The 25,683-nt window shown below is 47.9% G+C and carries 18 protein-coding genes; 6 read left to right on the forward strand and 12 right to left on the reverse strand.

The annotated features are described in order from the left end of the window. Positions 1-304: 304 nt before the first annotated feature. The gene (locus AC4IFB_RS16305; protein WP_490780729.1) at positions 305-1,351 is read right to left on the reverse strand and encodes an FAD:protein FMN transferase; all 1,047 of its coding nucleotides are present in this window, start codon (positions 1,349-1,351) and stop codon (positions 305-307) included. A gap of 392 nt (positions 1,352-1,743) precedes the next feature. Between AC4IFB_RS16305 and AC4IFB_RS16310 the strand changes: the two genes are divergently transcribed. Both AC4IFB_RS16310 and AC4IFB_RS16315 read left to right on the forward strand, forming a co-directional pair. Further along, a complete protein-coding gene (locus AC4IFB_RS16310; RefSeq protein ID WP_490780730.1) occupies positions 1,744-3,009 on the forward strand; it encodes an AraC family transcriptional regulator in 1,266 nt (421 codons plus the stop codon). Between the two features lie 133 nt (positions 3,010-3,142). Next, on the forward strand, positions 3,143-4,288 hold the full coding sequence (locus tag AC4IFB_RS16315; protein ID WP_490780731.1) for a serine hydrolase domain-containing protein: 1,146 nt from the start codon (positions 3,143-3,145) through the stop codon (positions 4,286-4,288). A gap of 342 nt (positions 4,289-4,630) precedes the next feature. Here the strand turns inward: AC4IFB_RS16315 and trpD are convergent, their stop codons facing one another. From trpD to AC4IFB_RS16330, 3 genes are read right to left on the reverse strand one after another with little or no spacing between them, the layout of a single operon-like run. Continuing rightward, positions 4,631-5,686: an anthranilate phosphoribosyltransferase gene (gene trpD, locus AC4IFB_RS16320; protein ID WP_490780732.1), complete on the reverse strand. Its 1,056-nt coding sequence runs from the start codon at positions 5,684-5,686 to the stop codon at positions 4,631-4,633. 32 nt (positions 5,687-5,718) lie between these two features. Continuing rightward, the gene (locus tag AC4IFB_RS16325; RefSeq protein WP_490780733.1) at positions 5,719-6,960 is read right to left on the reverse strand and encodes a hypothetical protein; all 1,242 of its coding nucleotides are present in this window, start codon (positions 6,958-6,960) and stop codon (positions 5,719-5,721) included. Positions 6,961-7,003: 43 nt separating this feature from the next. Continuing rightward, the gene (locus AC4IFB_RS16330; protein WP_490775825.1) at positions 7,004-7,918 is read right to left on the reverse strand and encodes a LysR substrate-binding domain-containing protein; all 915 of its coding nucleotides are present in this window, start codon (positions 7,916-7,918) and stop codon (positions 7,004-7,006) included. 237 nt (positions 7,919-8,155) lie between these two features. On the opposite strand from AC4IFB_RS16330, the gene AC4IFB_RS16335 reads away from it, so the two are divergent. From AC4IFB_RS16335 to AC4IFB_RS16345, 3 genes are all read left to right on the forward strand, one after another. Next, entirely contained in the window at positions 8,156-8,992 is an 837-nt protein-coding gene (locus AC4IFB_RS16335) for a sirohydrochlorin chelatase (RefSeq protein WP_490780734.1), read from the forward strand. A 292-nt stretch (positions 8,993-9,284) separates the two neighbouring features. Further along, entirely contained in the window at positions 9,285-10,184 is a 900-nt protein-coding gene (locus AC4IFB_RS16340; RefSeq protein WP_490780735.1) for an adenylate/guanylate cyclase domain-containing protein, read from the forward strand. A gap of 16 nt (positions 10,185-10,200) precedes the next feature. After that, on the forward strand, positions 10,201-13,569 hold the full coding sequence (locus tag AC4IFB_RS16345) for a mechanosensitive ion channel domain-containing protein (protein WP_490780736.1): 3,369 nt from the start codon (positions 10,201-10,203) through the stop codon (positions 13,567-13,569). A 7-nt stretch (positions 13,570-13,576) separates the two neighbouring features. Here the strand turns inward: AC4IFB_RS16345 and AC4IFB_RS16350 are convergent, their stop codons facing one another. The 4 genes from AC4IFB_RS16350 to AC4IFB_RS16365 all read right to left on the reverse strand — a co-directional run bounded on the left by AC4IFB_RS16350 (position 13,577) and on the right by AC4IFB_RS16365 (position 19,464). Then, the gene (locus AC4IFB_RS16350) at positions 13,577-16,384 is read right to left on the reverse strand and encodes a bifunctional diguanylate cyclase/phosphodiesterase (RefSeq protein ID WP_490780737.1); all 2,808 of its coding nucleotides are present in this window, start codon (positions 16,382-16,384) and stop codon (positions 13,577-13,579) included. Positions 16,385-16,389: 5 nt separating this feature from the next. Further along, on the reverse strand, positions 16,390-17,358 hold the full coding sequence (locus AC4IFB_RS16355; RefSeq protein WP_490775830.1) for an ABC transporter substrate-binding protein: 969 nt from the start codon (positions 17,356-17,358) through the stop codon (positions 16,390-16,392). Positions 17,359-17,689: 331 nt separating this feature from the next. Continuing rightward, entirely contained in the window at positions 17,690-18,469 is a 780-nt protein-coding gene (locus tag AC4IFB_RS16360; protein ID WP_490775831.1) for a hypothetical protein, read from the reverse strand. A gap of 266 nt (positions 18,470-18,735) precedes the next feature. After that, on the reverse strand, positions 18,736-19,464 hold the full coding sequence (locus AC4IFB_RS16365) for a hypothetical protein (RefSeq protein ID WP_490780738.1): 729 nt from the start codon (positions 19,462-19,464) through the stop codon (positions 18,736-18,738). A gap of 256 nt (positions 19,465-19,720) precedes the next feature. On the opposite strand from AC4IFB_RS16365, the gene AC4IFB_RS16370 reads away from it, so the two are divergent. After that, entirely contained in the window at positions 19,721-20,605 is an 885-nt protein-coding gene (locus AC4IFB_RS16370; RefSeq protein ID WP_490780739.1) for a hypothetical protein, read from the forward strand. 28 nt (positions 20,606-20,633) lie between these two features. Here AC4IFB_RS16370 and rssA read toward each other — a convergent pair whose 3' ends face one another. From rssA to AC4IFB_RS16390, 4 genes are all read right to left on the reverse strand, one after another. Then, positions 20,634-21,590, reverse strand: a complete 957-nt coding sequence (rssA, locus tag AC4IFB_RS16375) for a patatin-like phospholipase RssA (protein WP_490775834.1) — start codon at positions 21,588-21,590, stop codon at positions 20,634-20,636. Between the two features lie 176 nt (positions 21,591-21,766). Next, complete coding sequence (locus AC4IFB_RS16380) at positions 21,767-22,447, reverse strand: HAD family hydrolase (protein ID WP_490775835.1); 681 nt, start codon at positions 22,445-22,447, stop codon at positions 21,767-21,769. Positions 22,448-22,685: 238 nt separating this feature from the next. Continuing rightward, positions 22,686-23,573 carry a general secretion pathway protein GspB gene (locus AC4IFB_RS16385; RefSeq protein ID WP_490780740.1) on the reverse strand — a complete coding sequence of 296 codons (888 nt, stop codon included), beginning with the start codon at positions 23,571-23,573 and terminating at the stop codon, positions 22,686-22,688. 1 nt (position 23,574) lies between these two features. Further along, positions 23,575-25,389 carry an ExeA family protein gene (locus AC4IFB_RS16390; RefSeq protein ID WP_490775837.1) on the reverse strand — a complete coding sequence of 605 codons (1,815 nt, stop codon included), beginning with the start codon at positions 25,387-25,389 and terminating at the stop codon, positions 23,575-23,577. Positions 25,390-25,683: the final 294 nt, after the last annotated feature.

Raw genomic sequence — 25,683 nt, forward strand, 5'->3', positions numbered from 1 at the left:
TTTATCATCAACGAGGAAGATCTGACGCAACTCACCTCAGCGGTTGTGGATGTTGTGGAAAACTGTCCTATTTGGGGCTAATTCAAGCAGTCAGTTTGATATCCGGTGACCTGGTGCGGCAGGGCCGGCACCCTACGATTCATCATGGCTTTTGGTGCGGCAGGGCCGCACCCTACCCCGGCGTGTGATTTCATCGTGCCTCTGACTTAAAGGCACATCTGTAGGGTGCCGGCCCTGCCGCACCAATCCCGAGCCAGCAAGCTAAACCACACTCAAACCGATATCACAACACGCCCTCTACCACCTATTTCAACACGGTGCCGGATACCACCACCCGATCCACCTTCTGCTGTAGTTTGATTCGGGCATTCATCTCCGGAGTCAGGTAGACAGCACCACCATCATCCACCAGCATCACCTCAGAGAGCCCCATCTGGGCGGCGATCCGCTCCCAGTTTTCTGGGCCGGCGACGCTCAATGCCGTCGCAGCCGCATCTGCCAATCCCCCCTCGGGGCTGATCACTGTTGCAGAAGCGACATGGGCCACCGGATAACCGCTGCGTGGGTCGATAATATGCGCATAGCGAATGCCTTCATACTCCCGGTATCGCTCATAGTTACCTGAGGTCAATACACATTCACCATGGGCAACACCAACCGAAGCAATCACTCCCTCACCCAGCGGGTGACGAATGCCGATCATCCAAGGGCGATCTCCATGCTGACCGGATACGCAGAGATCACCTCCCGCATTGACGATCGCATGCCCGATACCAAACCGCTTTAACTCATCGATGGCCAGATTCAGGGCATAGCCTTTGGCGAATGCCCCCAGATCCATGGCGACATGGGGATTAGTGGATGAGATCCTCTCTCCCTCGATAGTTACATCCTGCATAGAGGGATTGTTCTGCAACATCGCCTTGATTCGGTCGCTTGCAGGTGGTGGGCCAGCAGGTGGCTGGTCACTGTGAAACCCCCATAAAGCGATCAACTCACCAATCGCGGGATTGAACAGCTGATCACTCTTTGATGCATACTCCTTTGCCTGTTCCAGGAGCATTGCCAACTGAGGCGAGACCTCAAGACTCTGCCCCTGAGAGATCGCCCGATTCAGCCGAACCAGTTCTCCCTCCCCCTTCCAGGCATGCCACTCACGATGCATCTGCTGAAAGGTCTCATCCAGGCTCTGGACTGCTTTATTGAAGGTCTCCGGCTGGTCAGTGTAGGCCTGAATATCCAGCAGAGTGCCAAATACCAACAGGGTCTGTCGATGATCCTGTGGGCCTTTACTGCAACCGAGGAGTGACACCAGCAGACTTATAAGCAGTGCCCTTGTAATCCATAACATCGAATAACCTCTCATAATCCCAGATTCCACAGTTGAACCTGGATTTGACTCAAATACTTGCGGCGTCAATGGATTAATCATGTCCTTACCTTATGGCAAAAATCAGCGATCGACTGAAGCACTTGAGATGATTGTAAAAGAAGGCGCTACTATACCGTCTGAAATCACTTTCCGCTTCACCGAATAGCTTGTCCGGACTTATAGGATCAGACGACATTAAAGGAGTTCCCTAGCAGAATACTCAAAACAGTGAGACACGAGGTGTCAGATGGAGAAATTCTGGTTATGGCTGGCTAACATTGCAGGACTATTGACTCTGGTGATGATTTTGGCATGGATTTACAGCCTGCTTTACTGGTAGTTTAGATTCTCCACAATGACTGCCGGGCCCCATGCAACCTCAGATCGATCTCTACTCTGCCATCATGCTGCTTGGCGCTGCCCAAGGCATGTTTTTAGCTTTGGCATTGATCAATGCAAAGGGCGGCCTGCCCGTAGCTCATCGCCTGTTGGCTATCCTTACCCTGCTTTTCTCTCTCGATCTGTGGCTCGCTTTTCTCCATCAATCCGGATATATAAACGAGTACCCGCGATTGCTGATCATCGATACAAATATCGATTTTCTATTCGGCCCCCTGGCCTATCTCTATGTCAGCGCACTAACCACCAGAGAGGGCTTTCGCTTCGGCTTGAGGCAGTGGCGTCATTTTCTCCCCTTCCTTTTGGGTTTCACCCTTCTGACCCCTCTGTTCCTGCTTGATGAACCACAACTTCTGCATCTGCTTGGTGATGAATCCAAGCAACAGGAGGAGTCAATAATTCTCTGGGCGGAGTTGGCGATTATTGCTGTGGGGTTGCTTTCGATCCTGCAGATGGCGATCTACCTTGTCGCTTCAATCAAACGGGTCTTCAGACATCAAAGGGTCATTCAGGATCAATTTTCAGACATTGAGCATATCAACCTGACCTGGCTGAGGAATCTGCTGATTGCCCTGGTTGCGCTCTACCTGTTCTATCTGGCAGATGTCTTCCTCGCAGAATTACTCTCATTTCCCGAAGAGGTCGTCGGTATTCACTTCCTGCTGATCGTATTCGTGATCTACAGCATGGGCTATATGGGGTTGCGACAGCCAGCCATCTTCACCCAGGCCCCATCAACAGCTCAATCCAATAGCCTCACTGATCCCATAAAGGCAGACCCATCCCCACCACCTGAATCAGAAACTGATACGCCAGATAAGAGCCGGACAGTTCAAACTGATGAGGTTGAAAAATATAAGCGTTCCGCTCTGGACAATGAAACCAGTACCCTGCTCTACCAGGAACTGCAACAGCATATGGATCAGGAAAGAGCATATCTCGACAGTAAACTCACCCTGCCGCAACTCGCCTCCCAATTGAGTATTTCAGCCAACTATCTCTCCCAGGTAATCAATGAGCAGTCGGGATACAACTTCTTTGATTTCATCAACCGTTACCGGGTCGAAGAGGCAAAACGCAGCCTCACCTCCCACTCTGACCAAGGCAATGTACTGAGCATCGCTCTCGATTCAGGATTCAATTCAAAATCGGCTTTTTATACCGCTTTCAAACGCCATACGGGGCAAACCCCCTCGCAATATCGAAAATCAGCACCCAGTCAAAGCAACAATCAGTAACCAGCTGATATATAAAGCTTTAAAATAAGTCCGACCTTACACGGAAGGACGATAAACCCGCCCATTCAAGCCACTATTCCCTGCAACAGCACCCGCTGTCCTTGAAAACAATTTAATACCGGGAGTAGAACCGATGAAAACAAGCAGACATTTCTGGCCAGCAACCATGAGCGCAGCTTTACTTAGCATAAGCTTGCTATCTGGATGCCAAACAAACAGTTCCAAGGAAGCCACCAACGAACGCTTTCAGGATGCCCTGGAAGAAGCGGTCAGCAAAGGCCTGCCAGGCGTCTCAGTTAGAGTAGTCGGCAGAAATATCGACTTCTCAGGCAGTGCCGGGGTCACAGACCTGGATAGTCAGGAACCCACTACTGTGGATAACCGCTTTTATGTTGCCAGCATAGGCAAAACATTTGTCGCTGCAACCGCAGTGCAGATGGCATCTGATGGTCTGTTCAGTCTGGATGATGGCATCACTCAATGGCTGCCGGAAACGGTAACAGGCCATATTCCCTCCAGTGACCTGATGACAATCCGTATGCTGCTCAACCACACCACAGGCATCTTCGATTTCCAGAATGACAGTGAGGATTGGGATAACGTATTTCTTCTTTCAGGCCCTGATCTTGAGTGGAGCCAGGAGGATGCACTCCCCTTCTTTCTCGATAAGCCACTCCATTTTGAACCCGGCACCAACTACAGCTACTCCAACTCAAACTACATCCTGGCGGCACTCATCATTGAGTCAGCCTCAGGTGAAGCGCTGCATACAGCGATACGTAACCGGATCATCGAACCCCTGGGGCTGACTAACACCCTGCATGGCCATGAGGCGGAGGGTATTCCCGGCATGGTACATGGCTATTTCAATGATGCGGGAGAGCAATACGATAGTTACCTCTGGTATAACCATTTTGGCTTAGCCGATGGTGGCATTCAAACCACGGCCGAAGATCTGGCCAAGTTTATCTTGGGACTGCTGACCAGCAACGATGTACTGGACGACGCCATGCGTGCAGAGATGCTGCAACCTTCGCTACTCGGCACCCCACCATCTCAGTACGGCCTTGGGATCTCAATCAAACCGATCGCCAACACTGACGAGGTGATCTACACCCACAGCGGTAAAGATCCTGGCTACCAGGCAGAAATGCTCTACTTCCAGGAGAAAGAGACTGTTATCACCCTATGCGCCAGTGGCAGTTTCGAAAACTACGATGTAGCCGCACAAGAGCTGATGTTGGAAATCTTCACTCTGCTTGAAGAGCTGCAGGATTGAAGAGCTGTTTTAAAATCTGTGTAGAAGGGTGCTGCAGGGCCGCACCCTACGATTCATCATGGCCCTAGCCTCAACATAATCGCCAGGATCGAACAGCAAGGTAGCCTGGATGAAACAGTAGTCGGCTGACTCCCCAAAATAAATTCACCTGTAGGGTGCGGCCCTGCCGCACCACGCCCAACTAAAACCAAAGCCACCTGACGAGTTGGTGTATAGACGCTGCTGGTAATGAACAAACCATCTGGGATTTTTAGAGAATTCTCACCCTGATGGTGCGGCAGGGCCACACCCTACGATTCATCATGACCTCACCCTTGTCTCGACTAATAGCGTATAAAACCGCTACCCCTTTTCAATTCGACAACCCCGCAACCTTTGCAGGGTCTGAGCTGCCCGCCCGGAGACAAGGGCATTTTCCGCCAACTCGATCCCTTCAGCAATTGCATCCACCTTGCCGCACAGATAGAGGCGTACTCCAGCGTTGTAGAGAACCGGGTTGAGTTGATCCTTCTCCTCTCCCTGTAGCAACCCCTCTGTCAACAAAGCCGTGGTCTCTGCATCAGCGCAGGGATGGTGATCCTGATACGCCAAACCATAATCAGCAGGATCCAACTCATATTCAGACATCTCCCCCTGTTGATAGTCCGCTACAGCTACAGGCTTCATTGGAAGTTCGTCACAGCCATCCAATCCCTGTACCGCCAATACCCGCTGCTGGCCACGCTCACCTGCTGCAGTGGCGAACCTTTGCAGAAAACTTTTGTGAGCTGCACCAATCAAGGAGAACTCAGCCCCGGCAGGATTGAGCATAACCTCACAGGCATGCAGAAAGGAGCGGTAGAACAGGGTCTGGCGAATAGGCTTCAGCCGCTCCACACCATGCAGATAGCGGCTGGCGTGCAGATGACCGAAACCTCTCTCCTCGATCGATTTTGCGACTTGCTGAGGCTCCAGGTGGGCAGGTATTCCCAACGCTTCCAAAACACTGGCAGTGGTTACGCCATTCTTTGGTGGTAGATCACTGTTACTGTGCATGATCACCGGCACCCCGGCAGCAACTGTCACCAGTGCAGCAGCCAGGCTGAGATGCAAGGCATTCTTACGACCGTCATAGGGCCCATTACAGTTCAGCAATCGGTCAACCTTGGGTGAGATCAAGGTGGCATGGGCCTCCATGGCATCCAGAAAACCTTTCATCTCCTCAACCCGGGCACCCTTGAATCTCATGGCGGTGAGAAAGGCTCCAATCTGCGCTGGATGGGCTTCGGATGAGAGCAGAAAGGTCAAGGCATCCCGGGCCTCTTCCCGGCTCATATCCTTGGCACCTTTAGAGCCTTTCGCTGTGGCAATGAGGCGTTTGCGAAATTGCTCTGCCGCCCTACTATCGGACTGATACATCAATAACTCCCAAGTGACTCATTGGCTTTAGCTCATGCAAATACAAAGGGGACATTGGGATTTTCCTTATAGGCCTGAGCATCAACCACCCGTGCATCTGTAGCCTCCTGTCTGGCAACCAGCAGAGCCTGCTCGATACGACGGTCGGTAATTGCATACCTTGGCTTAAGGTCAATCTGATCGATGTTGTCACAGGGCTCATCAAAAAGATGTCTATAGAGACCACTCATCATGTTATAGCGGCTCGACATGAGCATATTGGTCGCCTGCTTAACCTGATCCACATATCCCTCTTCATGACCCAGCAGACTGGTCGCCAGCATTACGGATATGGCGTGCAGTACATCGTATTGCACATGAGCAATAAAAACGATGAGGTGGTGCTGGGTCAACGTAACATTCTCCCGCCAGGCCCAGCGGATCATTCCACCCAATAGCAGACTGAAGAATTCAGGTACACCCCACTCCATACCCAGACCGACAGAGGAGAGAGATTCAAGCAGGCTGAATGATGGGTGCCCAGCCAACAGGCGTTGGGTCAGTACATTGTCAGCAACTTCCGGCAGCATGGGTAGATCCTGCTGCTCAAATGGAATCCCCAGACCTTCGAACAGATTGCGATACATGACAATATGGGTGGTGGAACCTAGCAGGCTGGCGAGATCCGGGTAGCTCTCTATGCTATGGGTGCCTACACCATATTCATCAGCAAGCAGCTGTGCCAGGGTGATCTGTACAAGCTCCGAAACCCGTTCGTTGAGACAACCGTAGGGCAGATCGATAAACCCGGAAAAACGCCCTTGAGCCAGGGCCACACACTGCCTGGTATTTTTTACCTGGTTGAAATAGTTCAGGGCGAAAGAGGCCAGTTGCTGCTGATCGAAATCCCCTTCGAAGATTCGTATAAAACAGGGATGGCGCCACACGGGATGAGACATCACATGATCATGCAGGTCGATAAACAGGGACTGCATCGCTCCCGGCTGAAAGATATTGAGTTCTGATAAGCGATTGTTCGGGTCTTTTTCAGCAATTGCCAGTAGCCCTTCAAAAACCTTGTGCAACGAGCTTCCGGAAGCATCAAGATCACTGATTATGGCAGTAAAGTCTTTTAGCTGACTCTCACGAAATGCATCCAGAACCTGGGTGGCACTGAGGGAGAGCAGGTTGGGCATAGGATGAACCCCAGGCAACAACACAGGCCCTTCCAACTCACTATTTCGCAACAGATCGGAAAAAACGGTTTGAGTATCTTCTTGCGTTGCATTGCTCATGGTGACTCTCCTGCTCTACTGCCCAAAATGGCAGGCTATTTGTCTAAAGCGCCTTGACTGTATTCGGCAGCTGGCCACGGATCACGTCAGCCAATGCATGCAGAGCCTGCTTGCGTGGAAAAGTCTTGCGATAGACAAACTGAACCCGCCTGTAGGCATCTTTCAGAGAAAGCTTGCGCGCAATGATACCGGAATCGGTGGTCCAGGTACCACGTACTGCTAATGCGGGTACCAGGGTGCAGCCAAAGCCAGCGCCTACGAGTTGCAACAGGGTCTCCAGACTGGCGGCACGAAGATCGGCCATCTCATCATCTATGGTTCCCTCTTTGATACGGCAGACATCCATCACCTGATTGGTGAGACAGTGACCATCCGCAAGCAACAGCAGATCGAGACGGCTCAAATCACGGCGACTGATATCCTCTTTGTCATACAGCTCATGATCCCTGGGATGCGCTAACCAGAAGGGCTCTTCGAACAGGGGCATGACTTCAAGCTCCGGCTCCTTTACCGGTGTCGCCAATATTGCCACATCGATCTGATGATCCAGTAGTCGCTGAGTCAGCATATCGGTGATCTCTTCCGACAACACCAGCCTCATCTGTGGATAGAGAGACTTCAAAGGCATCAGAATCAAGGGTACCAGGTAGGGACTGACCGTCGGTATCGCACCAACCCTTAAAGCGCCAGCCATGGGATCCCGCTGGGCCTGAGCCAGTTGGCGGATTACATCAGCCTGCTCCAGGATCAGTTTAGCGTGCTTGACGATCTCCACCCCAAATGGGGTTATAGAGACAGATCGATTGGTTCGTTCAAAAATCGTAACACCCAACTCCTCTTCCAGTTTCTTTATCTGGCCACTGAGAGTGGGTTGACTGACGAAACAGCGTGCAGCGGCATGACCAAAATGCTCTGTTTCGGCAACGGCAATGAGATACTTCAGATCGCGCAGGTTCATGATTACTATCGACACCAACAATGGTATAAAGCTCAATCATACATCAGCCAAATCAACTGCCAACAATGATGAATCGCAATTCACTCGGTGATTACAGGGTTTCATCTATGCTGACAGCTTGTTGTCTCTCTCCATCACCAGGATAATGATCGAAGGAACATATCCACCAATCATCTACCTAAACATTGCATACAAACTAACGTTCACTCGACAGGTTAACCAACCATCTGGAGCGACATGAACAGACCTATCATCCTGTTGGCGGACAATGGTTCAGCAAAAGCCGGTTCAGTAGTTAATCTACGCAGACTGGCGCAACAGATGAGTGACCACTGTCAGCAACAGGTATATCCCGTCTCTCTTCAGCATGCGCAAAAGATTCCAGTAGAAGATCTTGCAGGGAAACCTGCAGATACCTTGCACCCTTTTCTGCGACAAAAACTGATCGAAGGGGAGCGAAGCTTTCTTTTGATCCCACTCTTTTTTGGTCTCAGTCGCGCGCTCACAGCCTTTATTCCGCAACAGGTTGATCTCTTAAAAGCAGAGTTTGGCGAATTCAAGCTGATACAAGGCGAAGTGCTTTGTCCCTTACCCCAGGGTGAGCCAAGGGTGGCTAAAATTGTTTTTGATCAGATTCAAAAAAACACAAATGGCGAGAAGCCACAGCAGATTGTAGTTGTAGATCACGGCTCACCTCTCCCTCAAGTCAATGCTGTAAGAAAGCGGATTACCAGGGATCTTCGCAATCTTGTGGGCGCCGATGTCCCCATTGCAGAAGCAGCAATGGAGCGTCGAACAGGTGCTGAGTACGACTTCAACGGCGAACTATTGGAAGATGAACTATCTCAAATTGCCGAATTAAATCCTCAAGCCACAGTGGATCTCGCTCAACTGTTCCTCTCCCCAGGCCGTCACGCAGGCCCCGGAGGGGATATTGAGCAAATCTGCGAACGGGTAAACCTGACCTACCCCAGACTGAAGATTAGAATTGCACAACTTGTGGGGCAACATGACGACCTGGCAGACATTCTGTGCGACAGGCTCAATTCTGCACTGGCCAATAAACACGACTGATCCAAATTACGCTCTCTAGGGCCTGTTAACACTAATCGAATAGGCCCTAGTAAACACATCCCCACAATAGAACAAGTTGATACTGGACAATCCCGCCTGATCTTCATATCCTTCGAGCAGGGCTACTTGTTCTGTTTCCTCATTAAGTAGGCCTGATTTAAAACGAGCCGACGCTTTTCGTAGAATTTCTTCTGAGATTCCGAAATAGTAGTGAGGTTTGTACTCATGCAAGATCCTGCCATAGGGACACAGGTCTTTACCCCTGGTCTGATAGGGAAAGAGCACCAGCACCATGTCGACGACTAATGCACAAAAATATGCCATCGTATTCGCAGATATTGTCGACAGTACGCGCATGTATGAAAGCCTTGGTGACACCCTGGCAAAAAAACTGATCACTGAACTGGAAGAGGCCATAGCCGAAGTAGTCAAAGCCAGTGGTGGTCATGTAGTCGAGATTATTGGCGATGAGGTGATGAGCCGATACAACGACGCCACTACCGCTGTTACGGCCGCCTGTCGTATCCAGGAGCGGGTCGACCTTTACGCAGATCAATCAGGCATGCCGATGGCCGCCCGTATTGGGCTTCACTATGGCCCCGCCATCTTCGAGCATGGCCGAATGTATGGCGACTCAGTCAATATTGCCGCAAGAATGGCGGCAATTGCTCAGGCAAGACAGATCATTACTACAGAACAAGTGGTTCAGGCACTTCCGGCCGAACAGCGCCCCCTGGCCCGGCGATTCGACAAAGTAAAGGTCAAAGGCAAGTTTGACCATATGATCATATACGATCTGCTATGGCACAAAGAAGATATCACTTTCATACATACCGCACCGATTACACAAAGCCTGACAACAAGAATCCTTATCCTGCAATACAATAATAAGACCTATCGAATGCCGCCCACACAGGGAAGCATACATATTGGAAGAGACCCGAAGAACGAGTTGATAGTAAATGCCAGCTCAGCATCCAGAACCCACGCGGTTTTGGAATTCTATCGCGGTAAACATATCTTAAAAGATATCAGCACAAACGGCACCTATGTAACCACCCAGAACCAGCAGTCTTTATACCTCCGAAGGGAGACCATACCACTACTCGGTCATGGCCAGATCGGCCTGGGTGAACCGGTCTCTGAAAAAAACAGACACCTGATCAGTTACCACTTCCAGGAAAACAACTGAGCTAAATACCACAATCGTGAACAAGTTACTCATTGCCCTACTGCTGATCATAATCAGCCTTCCATGCTTTGCCGAATCACCCAAAAACCAGATTGATACTGATACAGCACTGGCCACTGATAGGCTTAATCTGATCAAGAATGAAACACTTAATGACGACACGCTGGATGCTGCATTACAACAAAAAGTCGTAGAGCTTCTCGATCAGGCAGAAAAGTGGTTACGACAAAACAGCCAGATTGATGGCAAACTAGATCTCCTCAATGAAACCATAAAAAATGCACCGGCTGAAATAAAAAAACTACACGATAGTCTCGGCCCTTTCGAACTACAGAATGAGGATCTCACCTCATTTATCAAAAATTCCAATTTGGCTGAGATTGAGCAGCGTATCAGTAGAGAAAGCATCAATCTGGATAAAGCAAGAGAGCGTCATAAACAGCAGCTCGACACCCTATCAGACTTACTCGCAGGAAATCAGCAGATAAATGATGAAATAGCAGAATACAGCAACACCTTAAAGACCATCGAGATTGAAAACAGCAACACTACTGCCAGTAAAAACAAACATCTAAATCAAGCCCAGCAACTGCTCCTTCAGAGCCGTAAGAAGCTTCATCAGACACAGATCGAGTACCTCAAACTGCGACTGGGTAATCAAAACCTACTTACCAATCTTGCTCAGGCAAGACGTGATGCTACAACAGCTCAGATTGGCAAGCTTCAAACAACCTTGGAAAAACTCAACGTAACCGCAGATGAAATACGGGAGGCTGAAGCCAAACAAGCACGTCAGGAAGCTGAACAGGTAGAACAACAGACTCAGGGTCTACCTGAATCCATCAAGGCAATCGCACAGCAAAACGCACAGTACAGAGCTGATCTGGAAGAGCTGATATATTGGGAAAAACGGGTCTCACAGAAATTAGCCGCCACCCAACAGCAACTGCTTCAGCTCAGTGACGATTTCGCACACACCAAGCAACGCGTTGAAGTAGCGGGCAGCAGTAGAGCAATTGGCAAAATGCTCTCACGTCGACGTCAGGCTCTGCCTTCACTGCAGAGCTATAGCCGATCCTCTGCTGAGCGTCGACAGGATATCAATAATGCTACTGATCGCCAGATCTCCATCGAAGAGCATTTACTGCAAACAGGCAACCTCACAGATCGTGTTGAGCAACTTACTAAGCCTTTGTTGCAAGAGCTTTCAGAAAAAGAGGCAGATGAACTTAGAAAACGCACCTTCAGTCTGTTAGGCGCCAGCCGCGAGGCACTCAATGAACTACAAAAAGTCTATGGCCTCTATATTTCTCAGCTTACATCCCTTGATCAGGCAGAGCGACAACTGCTGGAAGTCTCTGAAACCTATGTAATCTACATAGATGACCAGCTTACCTGGATCTCAAGTGGTGATCTGACTGATTTTTTTAACTTCAAACAAATCACCACTGGTTTAGGAAGATTACTATCTCCTCAGGAGTGGCTTGTAACCGGCAGTGAGGTAGCTCAAGCTGCGAAGCAGAGACCAGGATTATCGATAGCACTTGTGTCACTGCTGATGGTGATCATCTGGAAGCAACAAAGCGTCAACATACAACTGCCTCTATTGAACAAATCCACGCGTAAAATACGCACTGACTCAATCCGTTTGACCCTATGGGCCTTACTATTCACTTTGGTAAAGATTGGTATTGCTCCCGGCATCATGATCAGCATTGGCGTTCTATTAAATACTCTACCAACAGCAAGCCCCTACAGCCTGGCAATTGCCACTTCATTAATCAATGTAGGGATAACATTGATTGCAGCTCTACTCCTCTACCATCTGTGCCTTCCAAATGGCATTGGCAGTCGTCATTTACGCTGGAATGATCAAATATGTGCTGCGTTGGCGAAAGAGTTGCGATGGTTGATTCCTGTTGCCATACCATTGAGATTTATCGTCACCCTTACTGAAGGAGACTATATATCTCCGCATACGCAAAACATCGGACGCATGGCAGTTATTGTCCTGATAGTCGCCACACTGATATTTACTTATCGCTTACTGCATAAATCCAGTTCTCTATTGGAAACATGGAGCAGAAGCAAGCCCAACTCAATATTACTCCAAATTCACTTTCTCTGGTTTCCATTGTTACTCTTGATCATCACTGGCATTGCTGCAGCCAGTGCTCTAGGTTATCTGACTTTATCAATCAGGTTACTTAAGTTAGTCGAGTTAACCTTCTGGTTTTTTGTTGGTCTGTTTACCCTAAAGGAGCTTCTACTTAGATACCTCTTTATTGCAGAGCGTAGATTACGTTTAGAAAGCGCAGTTCAAAGAAGAGAGGAGTTGCGCCATCAACGCGAGCAAGAAAATAGCACCATGGATGACGAAAGCACCGTAATAGCTACAGAGATCCCTGAAATCAACTTCGATACATTAAGTGAACAGGCGAAACGACTGGTACGCTTTGGTTATCTTTTTGGTTCTGTAGTAGGCAGCTGGTTAATCTGGGCAGACTTCCTTCCTGCCCTTGATTTTCTCACTACCATTCAACTGCCATTTGCTGCAACCCATGTAGTAGATGGTATCGTTACAGACGGCTTCTTAACACTGAACGATATACTCCTTGGTATCATTATACTGGTGTTCACCTTTCTTGCCGCCAAGAATCTGCCTGGTGTACTTGAGATCACAATACTTCAACGACTCCCTTTGGAAACAGGGGCTCGTTATGCATTGACTACTCTAATGCAATATCTCATTGCTGGCATTGGCTTAATTACTGCCTTCAGCACCATCGGATTTCAATGGTCGAGCATCCAGTGGCTGGTTGCAGCTTTAGGTGTTGGACTTGGCTTTGGCCTGCAAGAGATTGTCGCCAACTTTGTCAGTGGAATAATAATACTATTCGAACGCCCCATTCGCGTAGGCGACGTTGTAACCCTTGATGATACAACAGGTGTAGTCTCTCGTATTCGCATCCGTGCCACCACCATCACAAATTATGACAAGCAGGAGATGATAATTCCGAATAAGGAGTTTATAACTGGAAGGGTTATAAACTGGACACTCACTGACAAGGTCAATCGAATCATCATCACAGTTGGTATTGCCTATGGTAGTGATGTCAGGCAGGCCATGGATCTCATGCTTGAGGCCGCCGAAGAGAATGATTCTGTACTATCAGACCCTAGTCCGGTTGCCACTTTCGAAGCGTTTGGCGACAGCTCACTCAATCTACTGCTACGCATCTACCTTGGATCCATGGATAATCGTCTTGCAACCATCACAGCCATACACGAGGCAATTAATACCAAATTCAATCAAGCAGGAATATCTATTCCATTCCCTCAACGTGATATCAATATCGTCAACCCTACAGGTAACATATCCTGATCACTTCTTAACGATGGTGTATTTTTTGTATTTCTATCTCGTTTCTGACCAGCATCGCCTCAAACTCACTTGCAGGTAAGGGTCTGCTGAAAAAATAGCCCTGGGCCATTTCACACCCTTGCTGCTTGAGAAAATCCAGTTGACTTTGTGTTTCAACACCTTCAGCAACCACTTCCAAGTTGAGACGGTGAGCCATTGCAATGATAGCTGATGTAATAGTGACATCATCCTGATTATCAGGGATATCCATGATAAATGATCTATCAATTTTGAGAGAATTCAATGGAAATCTTTTCAGATAACTCAACGAGGAGTAGCCAGTACCGAAATCATCCACAGAGATATTGATCCCCATATTTTTAAATTCGTTCAAAGTGGCAATGGTTTCATTCACATTACGCATTAAGATACTTTCAGTAATTTCCAACTCAAGGAACTGAGGATTGAGTTTACTGCTTTGTAAGCAGTTGTTGACCTTATCGCTGAGATCACGCTGAATGAATTGCATACTACTTAAGTTAATCGCTACCCTGATATGCTGATAGCCAGCATCCTGCCATGCCTTATTTTGACGACAAGCCTCATTCAGCACCCATTCACCAAGCTCGATGATTATCCCAGTCTCTTCAGCGATAGGTATAAACTCATCTGGTGGTATCATCCCCAGCTCAGGCTGGTTCCATCTCAACAAGGCCTCAGCAGAAATCATCAAACCGGTTCGCATATCTATCTGTGGCTGATAATAGAGCTCCATCTCATTTGAATCGAGTGCTTTTCGAAGTTTACCTTCAAGTTTCAAACGCGTAGAGGCAAGTGCATTCATCTGCTCCGTATAGAACTGGAAGTTATTCTTTCCTACTGCCTTTGCATGGTACATGGCAGTATCAGCATTCTTTAATAGCTCTTCAACATCCTGCCCATCCCTTGGAAAGATCGCAATACCAATACTTGGCGTGACATAGACATCATGACCATTAAGGTTGTAAGAACTGGCAATAACACTCTGCACACGCTTGGCAACACGCGCAGCATCTTCCGGGCTATCTATCTCATCAAGCAAAACTGTAAACTCATCACCACCCAAGCGGGCAATACTACGATCTTCAACATCTACAAACCTGTCGCGACTGATCGTATCGGACACTCTCACCTGCTCAACCAGGCGCTTGGTAATATGCTGTAACAGCAAATCTCCAATATCGTGGCCCAATGTGTCATTAATACGCTTGAACTCATCCAAATCCAGATAGAGTACTGCACCTATCCGACCATGGCGCTTTGCTGTTGTGATTGCCTTGGTCACCTGCTCCTTAAATGACTGACGATTCGGAAGATCGGTCAGGGAGTCACAATATGCAAGATAACGTATTCTCTCTTCCCATCGTTTACGTTCCGTGATGTCCCTGGCAAATACGCTTATCATTGGTTGATTAACTGCTGTAGAACTCGAGATAGCCAACTCTAAGGGAAATTCCTCTCCATCTTTGCGTTGCCCTACAGTTTCCAGGCTAAGCCTGCATGGCCTGCTGTTTTCACCCTCAAACAGCGGCTTTAACTCTCTATCCAGTCGACTTAGTTCACGTGGGGGCAATATAAGCTTGAATAACCTGAGCCCTAAAACAAACCGGTCTTGGTAACCAAATACTGAACTGGCCTGTTGATTCCAACTGACAATCCTTCCTCTCCCGTCGGCCGTTACAACCGCATCGAATGCAGTATCGATTACATTTGTAAATCGAGCGCCTTCAACCGCAATCACTTCTTCCGCAGCTTCTTCCTGTAGCTTTGCAAATCGTCGATTTCTGTAAACAGCAACAACCAGACCAAGCACCAGCATTGCAATCAACCATTCAATAAACACGCGAGAGATTTCAATTGAACTCAGGCTGACATTTTGACTGGCCGAAAGCGTAAACGGTAGCCCATGAATCTCTAGAGGTTCTACAAAATCAACCTGTTCTTGCAAAAAACCTGCAGCTTCACTCTGATGCCCAAACTCGGCCAATATTTCATCCAATGGTTCACTCTCGGAAACCTGAGCACCCCTGTAGAGTTTTAACTTCAGCGACTTAGATGGCAATTCAATACTTGAAAAAAATTGCTCGAAATCTATACGCAATACTGCGAAACCGCTCAGCATATCCCATCGCTCTGTCGCTTCTGATGGCGGGTAACGCCCTAGATAGACTGGTTTTAAAATTAAATATAGCGGCTTGTTTAAATGCGTTTCCTGCAATGTCTCAAGGGCAATTGTATCGCCCCCTCTGATCGCACGCTCTAAAAGCTGAGTAAATGATGCTTCATTCGCTAGATCAAAACCCAATAAATATGCACTTCTAGGCTCCATCGGCTCTATAAAACTGACTGGCAGGTGGAAGCCAATATGATTTATCTCATTCGCTGTTACTTCTGAGTCACTCTGACTCAATTTGAAACCAATATACCCTTCGAGCTTCATACGCTCTTCGAACTCATCCACTTCATTAATAGACACCCGCTCTACATGCATAATGGAGTGGATAAAAGGATAGGCCTTCAATAACTCTTGCGAAAACAGTGTTTGCTCTGCACTACTAAGCATGTCGCTGGCATGATGCTGCCCGACCAGCGCTGTCAGTACAGTCTCTAAATTAGCAACACGTTGTATAACCGCACGCTGAACCTGCCAGGCGTTTGCAGTAAACTCTTTCTTTGCCGAACGCATTTCCCGAGACACGGAATAGGAAATAGCGATCAAGGAAACGAGGATTACCATCAGCCAGATAACCAGCTTACGATGCCCTACAAAAACTTGTTCCCTAATCGTAAATTCCATAATCACTATATTTTTTTAGCTTTTCGGATTAGAGCCTGTGGAAGTTTCACTCCACTAACATCTAAAACAGTATGGTTTATCCATATTTCCCATTTTCGATTTGAGACAATGGGTATATCTGTTGGCGCTACTCCATCCAATATGGCAAGCGCCGCTTTTGCAGCCCACTCACCCTGCTCTTCAGGAATCTTGGTGAAGCCCAGCAAAGTATAGGGCATCATCCAATCATGGTTAGTCAGGCTCAGGCTTCGGGTTGTGTTATGCAACACCTCCAGTACCTTGGATCTATTCCAGTCATTGATACCCGACTTACTTCCGATAATCACAAAATCATAATCCTGTGCTTCCTCATATGCCTTCAACCAGTCTGCAGTCGTAGAAACCAGACGGCGATCCAGGGATAAGCCGATTTTTTCTGCCATTGCCTCAAATCTTGCTGCATTTTTTCTTTCCGTAAAAGTATTTGCACCAAGATAGACCGCACGTTCAGCGCCAATACGAATGCTTCTTGCCTTATTGAATAAAACATCAATAGGTGCAACCTCGACCATTCCTGTTGTATTGCTATAGGGTAATTCATAGGCATCCACATTCCAGTTTATCCCACAAAATACAAATGGTATCTCATGGTCTTTGAAAAATGGTTGGATCACATATTTTGCCGCATTATCATCTGCAGTTATCACTACATCAGGTTTCCAGGAGAGAATAAGATCTTTTGCCTCTACAGCAACTCGCTGCTTCGAAGCTTCATCCTTATGACGCTTTGTATCCATATCGAACTGTTTGAGTTCGCACTCATCACCAAGACTCTCTCTCAATCCTCTCTCTACCCCGTCTGACCAGGCGTAACCCTGATGGTAGGATGAGATGTAGAGACACTTCTCTCCCGAATATGCCCCAAAAGAGAGTACAAACAGTGCAATAATTCCAGAGAAACCTTTAACTAATATTCTCAAATGGAATAGCGACATAAATCCTATCCTTCTGCGAAACCTAAAAACATCGTCAGAGAAATATATCGGCTATAAACTGTAAACTTTACTGAAAACGGCAAATTAACTTACTGAAGATCTCAGACATTAAACGCCTAGCTGATACTTACTAAGGAAGAATATTATTAAACAGAAGCATAATTGAGCGGCGATTAAATAGAGCCATGACCTAAGCCCCAGATAGATCTCATCTTGGTAAATTTTTTGGAGGAGGGATCAACGACAGTAGGTGATTAAACCTAAGTTAAACAGACAAAAAAAACGCCGCAACCCCATGCTGGGATTGCAGCGCCTTTCGGAAAGCTACGAATCAGGCTAATTTTCTACCTGCGTTCACTATGCGACGACCACCGCCTGCCAACAACAGACCTGAAGCCATTAACAGCAACACACCTGGCTCAGGCACACCCGCCACTTCTGGCTCCGGCTCTACTTCATTGACGAAAACATCGCCGTCACGAACCGCCCAGACAGTTTGCGAATCAAGTCCATTGGGATCTGACAAGGTCTGACCGAAGTGAAAATGGAAGTACCATACCTGGTCTGGACGATCAGGGTTGCCGACCAATGAATCGGTCCAAGTTCCCAAGTAGCTCAGGTTTTGGAAAGGGTTGTAGGTACCAGCTGGTGATGTAGGACGGGCTACCAGACCTGGATCGGTAATAGGATCGGTGTAAGCCTCAAAACCAAGATTCACGTAGTACATATAGGCAAGCTCATTGCCCCCTGACTCAGATCTGTCATAGACATAGTAGTCGCCAACGTCTGTTGCCGGATCAAAGATAGGTTCCCAGCCTGCATAGGTACCAGGATCTATTGTAGGCATGCGCCAATCATCCCAAACCACACCACGTTCGGTATCTGTGTATTCCAGATTATCCACCCAGGAGGTGGCAGTATCCCAGTTAACCGCATGTTGCGCACTACCATAGTAGTTCTGCACATAGGAGGCATCCTGCAACCAGGTTACATCCAAAACATCATCGTAAATCAGGCCGCTGCCACGATCGAATAGTGTGGCCTCACTGCTGCCCAGCGCGAATACGCACAAAAGAGCGGCCAATCTTGAAACTTTTTTATGTTGACTCACGGTTAACTCCGTCAATTAGGTCCATACGTCTATTGGGGATCTAAGCTTGCAATGCATATGCCAAAATTGATTATATCAATAAATTCAACCAGTTATGATTTTTTGGCTAGGCTTTAAATTCAACAATGTAAAAAAACCCGACAGATTTGGCCTGCTTTTCCCAGAATTCCATAAAAAAACCCAGCCTGGAGATTCTCGATCTCCAGGCTGGGTTTTTTATCAATCAGCTAACTGAGCGCAGCCAAAACTGCGCTAACAGATAGGGGTTATGCTTTCGCCGAAGCGTTACCTTTCTTGCTGCTTACAAAGCCTAACAAGGCAAGGCTCGAACCCATTAACCAGAACGCAGGTGGTACGGGAACTGGCGAAGGCAAACCTACATCCCCATCTCTTACCGCCCAAATAGTTTGCGTATCAGACCCGCCATCTGTCAGGGTACGCCCAAAGTGGAAATGGAAATACCAAACCTGACTTTCTGGCGCGTCGCCACCTACATGGGAGTCCGTCCAGATACCTAAATAGTTTATGTTTTGAAAGGGGTTGTAAGTGCCTTCAGGTGATTCTGGTAAAGGCAACAGCTCAGGAGCTGTAAGCAAATCTCCATTACCTTCAAAACCAAGATTGACGTAATACATATAAGCCAACTCATTGGCACCTGAAGGAGAGGTGTCATAGGCATTATAGTTACTTTCCCCCGATTGCAGGTCAAAACCCCATCCACTATAAGTGCCAGGGTCAATAGTAGGCATACGCCAATCGGTCCAAACGGTATTACGAACAGTATCCTGATACTCAAGCCCGGAGACCATGTCGTGTGCAGTCGTCCAATTCACCGCTTGGTTTGACACATAGGAGGCATCCTGCATCCAGGTGACATCCAGGTAATCATCGTAGATAAGGCCACCACCACGATCATAGAGAGCGGCCTGAGCCGAGGCAGTGAATAACAGACTGACAAGCGACAGTGTCGCCATAGGGCGGAAGATAACTTTCACAACATGACTCCCTCTTAAAAAAAATCCAATATAAAAACTGCGTTCTGTTAAAGAATCAGATCAGTACTTAGTTCCAATTCTATAAATACTACAAAAATATAATTGTATTTAAAACACCTGGGTCTGGCTAGCCGACGAACGGCGGTAATATTTCATTGCCAAATAGGAATTAAATGACTCAATAATTCAGTTAGATTGGATTATTAATGTAAAACCGCACTTGTCTCAATGCCAATCACTGTCCACAATTTCCTGTATGGATAGCCTCTCTTACAGCCGTCGTCTACTCTCACCTTTCCATGGGGTACAGCAGATAATTGCTCTGAATGGTGGCGTTGCAGAAAGCATGGATGGGTTTGACTGGAAACTCTATGTTGCACATGAAGATATCATCAGTCATACCGGACTTTCAGAGGTGGTCTATGGTAGCTGGAACTCAATTCGTGGACTGAGTCGGTCACGTATCAGAGGAACTCTGCCCTGCGACATCATCGAATCAATCGGAGAGCGTTTGATTCTCGCTTTGGAAAAAGATGCCGATAAAGTGCCCTTTGCAACTGCGGATAGTTACGAGCTATGGCTACTGGATGAAGCGGATTCCAAGCCCCTGGCACTACTCGATAGCGCCTTATGCAATGAACCACTCTCACCTGTCGACCGCCCCACCTGGTATCCCGGCGGCCAGGCCTGCCAACACTTCATTTCAGACTCTGGTGATGCGGCAGATCTCAGCAGCACTGTAAGTTCTGCCGCAGGAAAGAGACCCTTCGCTATCTGGATCAAACGACATCATCAAGGCGATGGCACAGGGCAACATGGAGAACACTTTAGTGCCGATGAATTCCCTAAATTGTTAGTCCGTGACAAGTGGCAAGACGATAAACAACGTAAACTGGTCAATGACTTTCTGCACTGGCAGGCTCCCTGGTTACTACAGTTGAAACTGTCATCTCTACTACGAAAACAACTAGAGCAGGCCGCCTGGAGAAGACCCATCGAAACCAGTCGGGTCTTCCGACTCTTTCCTGCCATCCTTGACCAGCAAGGCCTCACCACCACCAGAGTCAAAGCACGAATTATTTCAGACCGACCCACCCATCAGCAGGTCAATGAACCCTTCTATCCTTTCGTCAATGAATAGCCTCAGGGCCTGTTAACACTAATCCAATTCAGAGCTTAAAGACCTGCTCCAAAGAGGGCCGCATACGTTCAACTTCGCGCAATCCTTCTGCAATCCCCAGATCGGCTTTATCAAACTCCATTAAACCAAGTTTTGACATACGGGGAGTTAAAATAACATCAGGTGGGTCACCTGCCATACGGCTTCGGGTTATCCTGTCTTGCATAATATTGATCGAACTGGCCAACACATCATAAAGTCCAGGGGTTTCTCTCTCTACCCCAAACAACCGCGCAATGAGATCCCGCTTTCCTACACCCAGACTATTTTTAACCTGCGCCGTGACCCGACTTATCAGATCACCCTCTTTGCTCAGATCAGGTTCCAGCTTACGCTCTTCGTTCTTTTCCGAACTTCGCTTAAAATGTTTGCCCAATATGTCACCATTCAGATTGACTGCAATCACCAGATCCGCCCCCATTGCACGACAAAGGGAGACAGGCACAGGATTGGCCAGACCACCATCTACCAACCACCTGCCGTTGTGTCTTAGTGGTGTAAAGAGACCGGGAAGACTGATGGAAGCTCTGACCGCCTCCATTACCGGGCCGCTGCGAAACCACACTTCACGACCACTCTCGAGCTCGGTTGCAACAATACCCAACTCACGCTTCAATTGGTGAAACTCCACCTCCTCAATATGTTCATTGACAAACTCAGTCAGCTTCTCCCCCTGAATAAACCCACCGCCAATCAGACTGGGATCGAGAAATCGGATAATCTCTTTCCAGGTCAGTGAACGGGACCAGCTCTCCATTAGGTCAAGCTTGTCTGCAGCATAGGCCGCTCCCACTAAAGCACCAATCGAACTTCCGCAGACAATTTCCGGCTTGATGCCCAACTCAGCCAAGCCTTTGATGATTCCGATATGCGACCAGCCCCGAGCGGCACCACTGCCCAAGGCTAAACCAATCTTTAAATCTGCATCCTCTGATTCCTTCATCATTCACATCCTGATAACACGCTGAAAGTGGCAAGGCGGATTTGGCCCTGACTACTAAAGAATTTAAGGTCTCAGATTAATTCTCGCCAGGTTAACAGGCAAGCGTATTTTCATATTCCAGTTTGGAGTTTCGTATCAGGTGAATACCTGACAGCAGAGCGCATGTACTAATCAGACCATTAATCCAGATCCAAAGCGTTGAGTATACGCCGTTTCAAATCCATCGGCTGTCGAGATACCAATTCTGCCGGCACACCTATCTTTTCGGTTAAGCGTTCAAAACTCTCAAACCCATAGGAGACCATAAACGGATGCATCCCAGTGCCAATTGAAGCAACATAATCGCGTTTCTCATCACCGCAAGCATAGGCTCTGGCAGGGTTTATTTGAAAGCTCTCTCTGACCGCCTTGAAGGCACCGGTCTTCTGCTCTCTTTGCGGAAGATGGATTACAAAATCCAATCCTGAAACATTGACGCCATTCCTCTGGTAGAGCTGATGAAGAGTAATCTCCGGCTCCAGAGTGATATTTCTGGTAATCACCCCGACCCGGGTACCAGGATGCTCAATCAATACATTGAGCAGAACTGACATACCTTCATAGAGGCGTGCAGATTCCCTGTAGACCTCAGTTAATGTGTTAAGCAGCTCTAGTCGCTTTTCACCATTAAGTTGTTTGCGTAGATTTTTAGGCAGCTCTTTGATGCCGCCGAGATACTTGAAAATATTGCGCCTTTTCTGAAATCGGCCCATATCTCCAATCGACATATCATGAGCTTCAAATGTCTCAGAAATAGCTCCGAAAGCATCTATGGTAGTGCCATCAGCATCCATTATGATGAGTCGTTCATTACAATACATAGTGACAACCTGTGGTTCAGAAAATCTTCGAATGGAAAAACCAGCACTCAACGAGCAAAGGAATCCAGGCACTGATTGAAACGGATTACTGTGACGAACTCATGACAATATTGAGTCAGGATAATATCGAACCCACACAATGGGGATCGGTCAAGCACGACGGATAAGTAGCTTATTGCATCTGTAAATTAAGGGCACAATGATATGGAAGTCCGAGAATCAATAATTTTCCCGATTATTAATATCTCTCCCTCAACAAGCGAACCAGGCCCTCACCATAGTCGACCACGATACCTTCACGATCGATCCGCTGGAGGCGAAAACCATCCATTTTCAGACTATCCCCTTCGGCATATCGACGCATATTGATGAGAACAAAACGGCGCTTAGGCTCTTTATGGTAGACATGGATGCTGATTTTCAGCTGTTCCAACTTCTGACGTAACGACTGGGGCATCTCCCAGATCAGAGGTATATTTTCTACCACCTTTACCTCGGGTTCAGGTGGTGTGGAAGGTGTGGAACTATAGCTCTCTCTCTTCATTGGCGTAACCATCCTGTTGGCTGATACCACAGGATCCGGTGTACTATTTTTCGCAACCCTTGAGACCACCTTCGGCTGCGGCTTAGGCTTGTCTAGTGGAACTGCCCTCACAACGGGAGGAGCCGCTGGAGTTACCGGGATATTCTGAGCCACAACACCAGCCGGCGCTGTTTTCACCTTTTGCTTTTGCTGTTTTGGCTGGCTCAATATCGCTTCGTCCAGGAGGGATCGCTGACTGGGGAGAGTGGTGCCAATCAACTGAGATTCAAGATCAGGCTTGTCAGGCTTAACAGGAACAACAGACGCTTCGACGACAGACTCAGCCCCACTTGTCCGCTCAACCTCAGGCTGCTGCACTGACTCATTGACACTCTGAGCATCGCCTTTGTTGGTGGATATCTGTGTTGAATATAACCAAACACCAATCAGACAAAGACAAACTATTGCCAAACCAAACAAGAGCCACTGCCACACTCTTCCATCCCGTGGCGAATCTGCATACTCCCTTTTAGGCATCAACTCCAGATCAGAAGAGGATCTATCCTGAGAAGCTCTTTCCAAAGCATCAAGAATTGAGGACATCTTAACCGCCAGCCTTAAGTAATTTTGGCATTGTAAGATCAGCGACCGCACTGTTGAGCTGTATTAAGGTCTGCTTGCCAACAATACCATCAGCCAACAATTCGTGATCACGCTGAAAACGCACCACCCGTTGATGTAAGGGCTGATCAAAAACTGCTCTGGTCGGATCATAGTCGCTGCTAACACCCTCAACCCGATCCAGCATGGATATCAACCAGCCTACATCGCTGCCGGTATCGCCCATCTGCAATCGCTCAGTTGCCAACTCTGGCGGACGCCACAGAATAATATAACCTCCTGTCCATAACCGTTCGATCTCCTGGTATGTGAAAGAGAAGCGCCTGCCACTTAAATCAACCATTACCGACTGACCACTCAAACCGGTCACCACAACATGGTAGCGTTGCCCACCCTGCATCAGCAGTTCCAATATGGCCGGTCGATTATAGTATTCGAGAGTTTTCCAAGAGCCCCGACCAAAGAGGCAACTCAGTCCAACTTCCTCAGCCTTATCACAGGAGGTTCTATTCTTACCCCCCACAGGATAGGCCACTTGCCAATAACTGAAGAGTGTCGCGAAAGCACTATTCTCATTGCCCAACAAACCAGCCAGGCCCTGTGTGGTTGATGGCTTAGTCTGAGACTCTGGAATTGAATCCTGTAGATTGGATCGCCGCTGATCTACTCCACCATCCAATTTTGTAACATCTGGAACTCTATTCAAACCAACAGGCTCTGCAGAATGATTCTCTGACTTTTTAGAGAGACTCACATCATCAGCCACTGAACTCGCCTGACTATCCAGGCCTGTTTGCAAGGTGGATTGTATCGATACAGCCTGCACCTCACTCACTTCAGGTTTTGACTGGGTAACCAGGTCAGCTTCCTGACTGGGATTTGCAAACAGATGATATAGATTGATGGTCGGTAGCAGCGCAAGAATAAACAAAGTTGCACTCACTCCCGCCAATAACCATCCCCAGGATTTGAGATGACCAACCCCACTCTCTTCGCCTCGCAGCTCACTTGCCACCTGAGACAACATGCTCCGGGTCACCTGACCTTTACGCTTTCCGAAGGCAGCCAACATCCCCCGACTGCAAAGGATATTTATCAATCTGGGAACACCACCACTGAGCTTAAAAACACGACGAATCGCAGCATTAGTAAACAGAGGCCTCTCTATCCCTGCTACCTTTAAACGATGCAATATGTAGGCTCGGGTTTCAGCGCGAGACAGAGGGGTCAGGTGGTATCTGGCAGTGATCCGCTGCGCCAATTGCCTGAGCTCTGGTCGCTTTAAAAGCGCTCGTAACTCCGGCTGTCCGACCAGTATGATCTGCAACAACTTTTCTGAGGCAGTCTCCAGATTGGTCAACAAGCGAATCTGTTCAAGAGATTCAAAGCTGAGGTTCTGCGCCTCATCGATAATGACCACAGTACGCCGGCCCTGAGCATGGGACTCCAGCAGATAAGCATTTAAAAAATCGACAATCTCTTTGATACTACTGCAACCGAGGGGATAGAGCACTTTGAGCTCATCGCAGATCGTCGCAACCAGCTCCAAAGGGCTCAGCCGAGGGTTGAAAACAAATGCCACATCCACCGCGCGGGGCAACTGGGCCAGCAACTTACGGCACAGTAGCGTCTTCCCTGTACCCACTTCACCGGTCAACTGGACAAATCCCCCACCCTGGGTCACACCATAGAGCAGATGGGCGAAGCCATTTCGATGGCGCTCACTCAGAAAGAGGTATTTAGGATCCGGTGTTATTGAGAACGGATCTTCGGCGATTCCAAAATAATCCTGGAACATAACAGCAGCTTATTACTCTTGATGGCTCAATGGAACAGAGAAACAACAACCTGAATCCTAATATGGTGTTCCACATAGGATGATACAGACACACCTTACTACAGACCCATTATCACAACAGCATCTTAGAAATACCCGCTGCATAACAGATTATCCTCTTTCAAGTCAGAGAGGTTGGGTAAAAAGAAAATGCTACAGTGTCTGCTCACCGCTACATTGCACTTTGTAAGACCCTATAACTAACTTCCACTCAACCCCTAGGCGACCCAAAAGTGTGAAGCTTTACACATTTCT

The sequence above is a fragment of the Candidatus Thiodiazotropha sp. AKIB8 genome, from assembly GCF_058244675.1.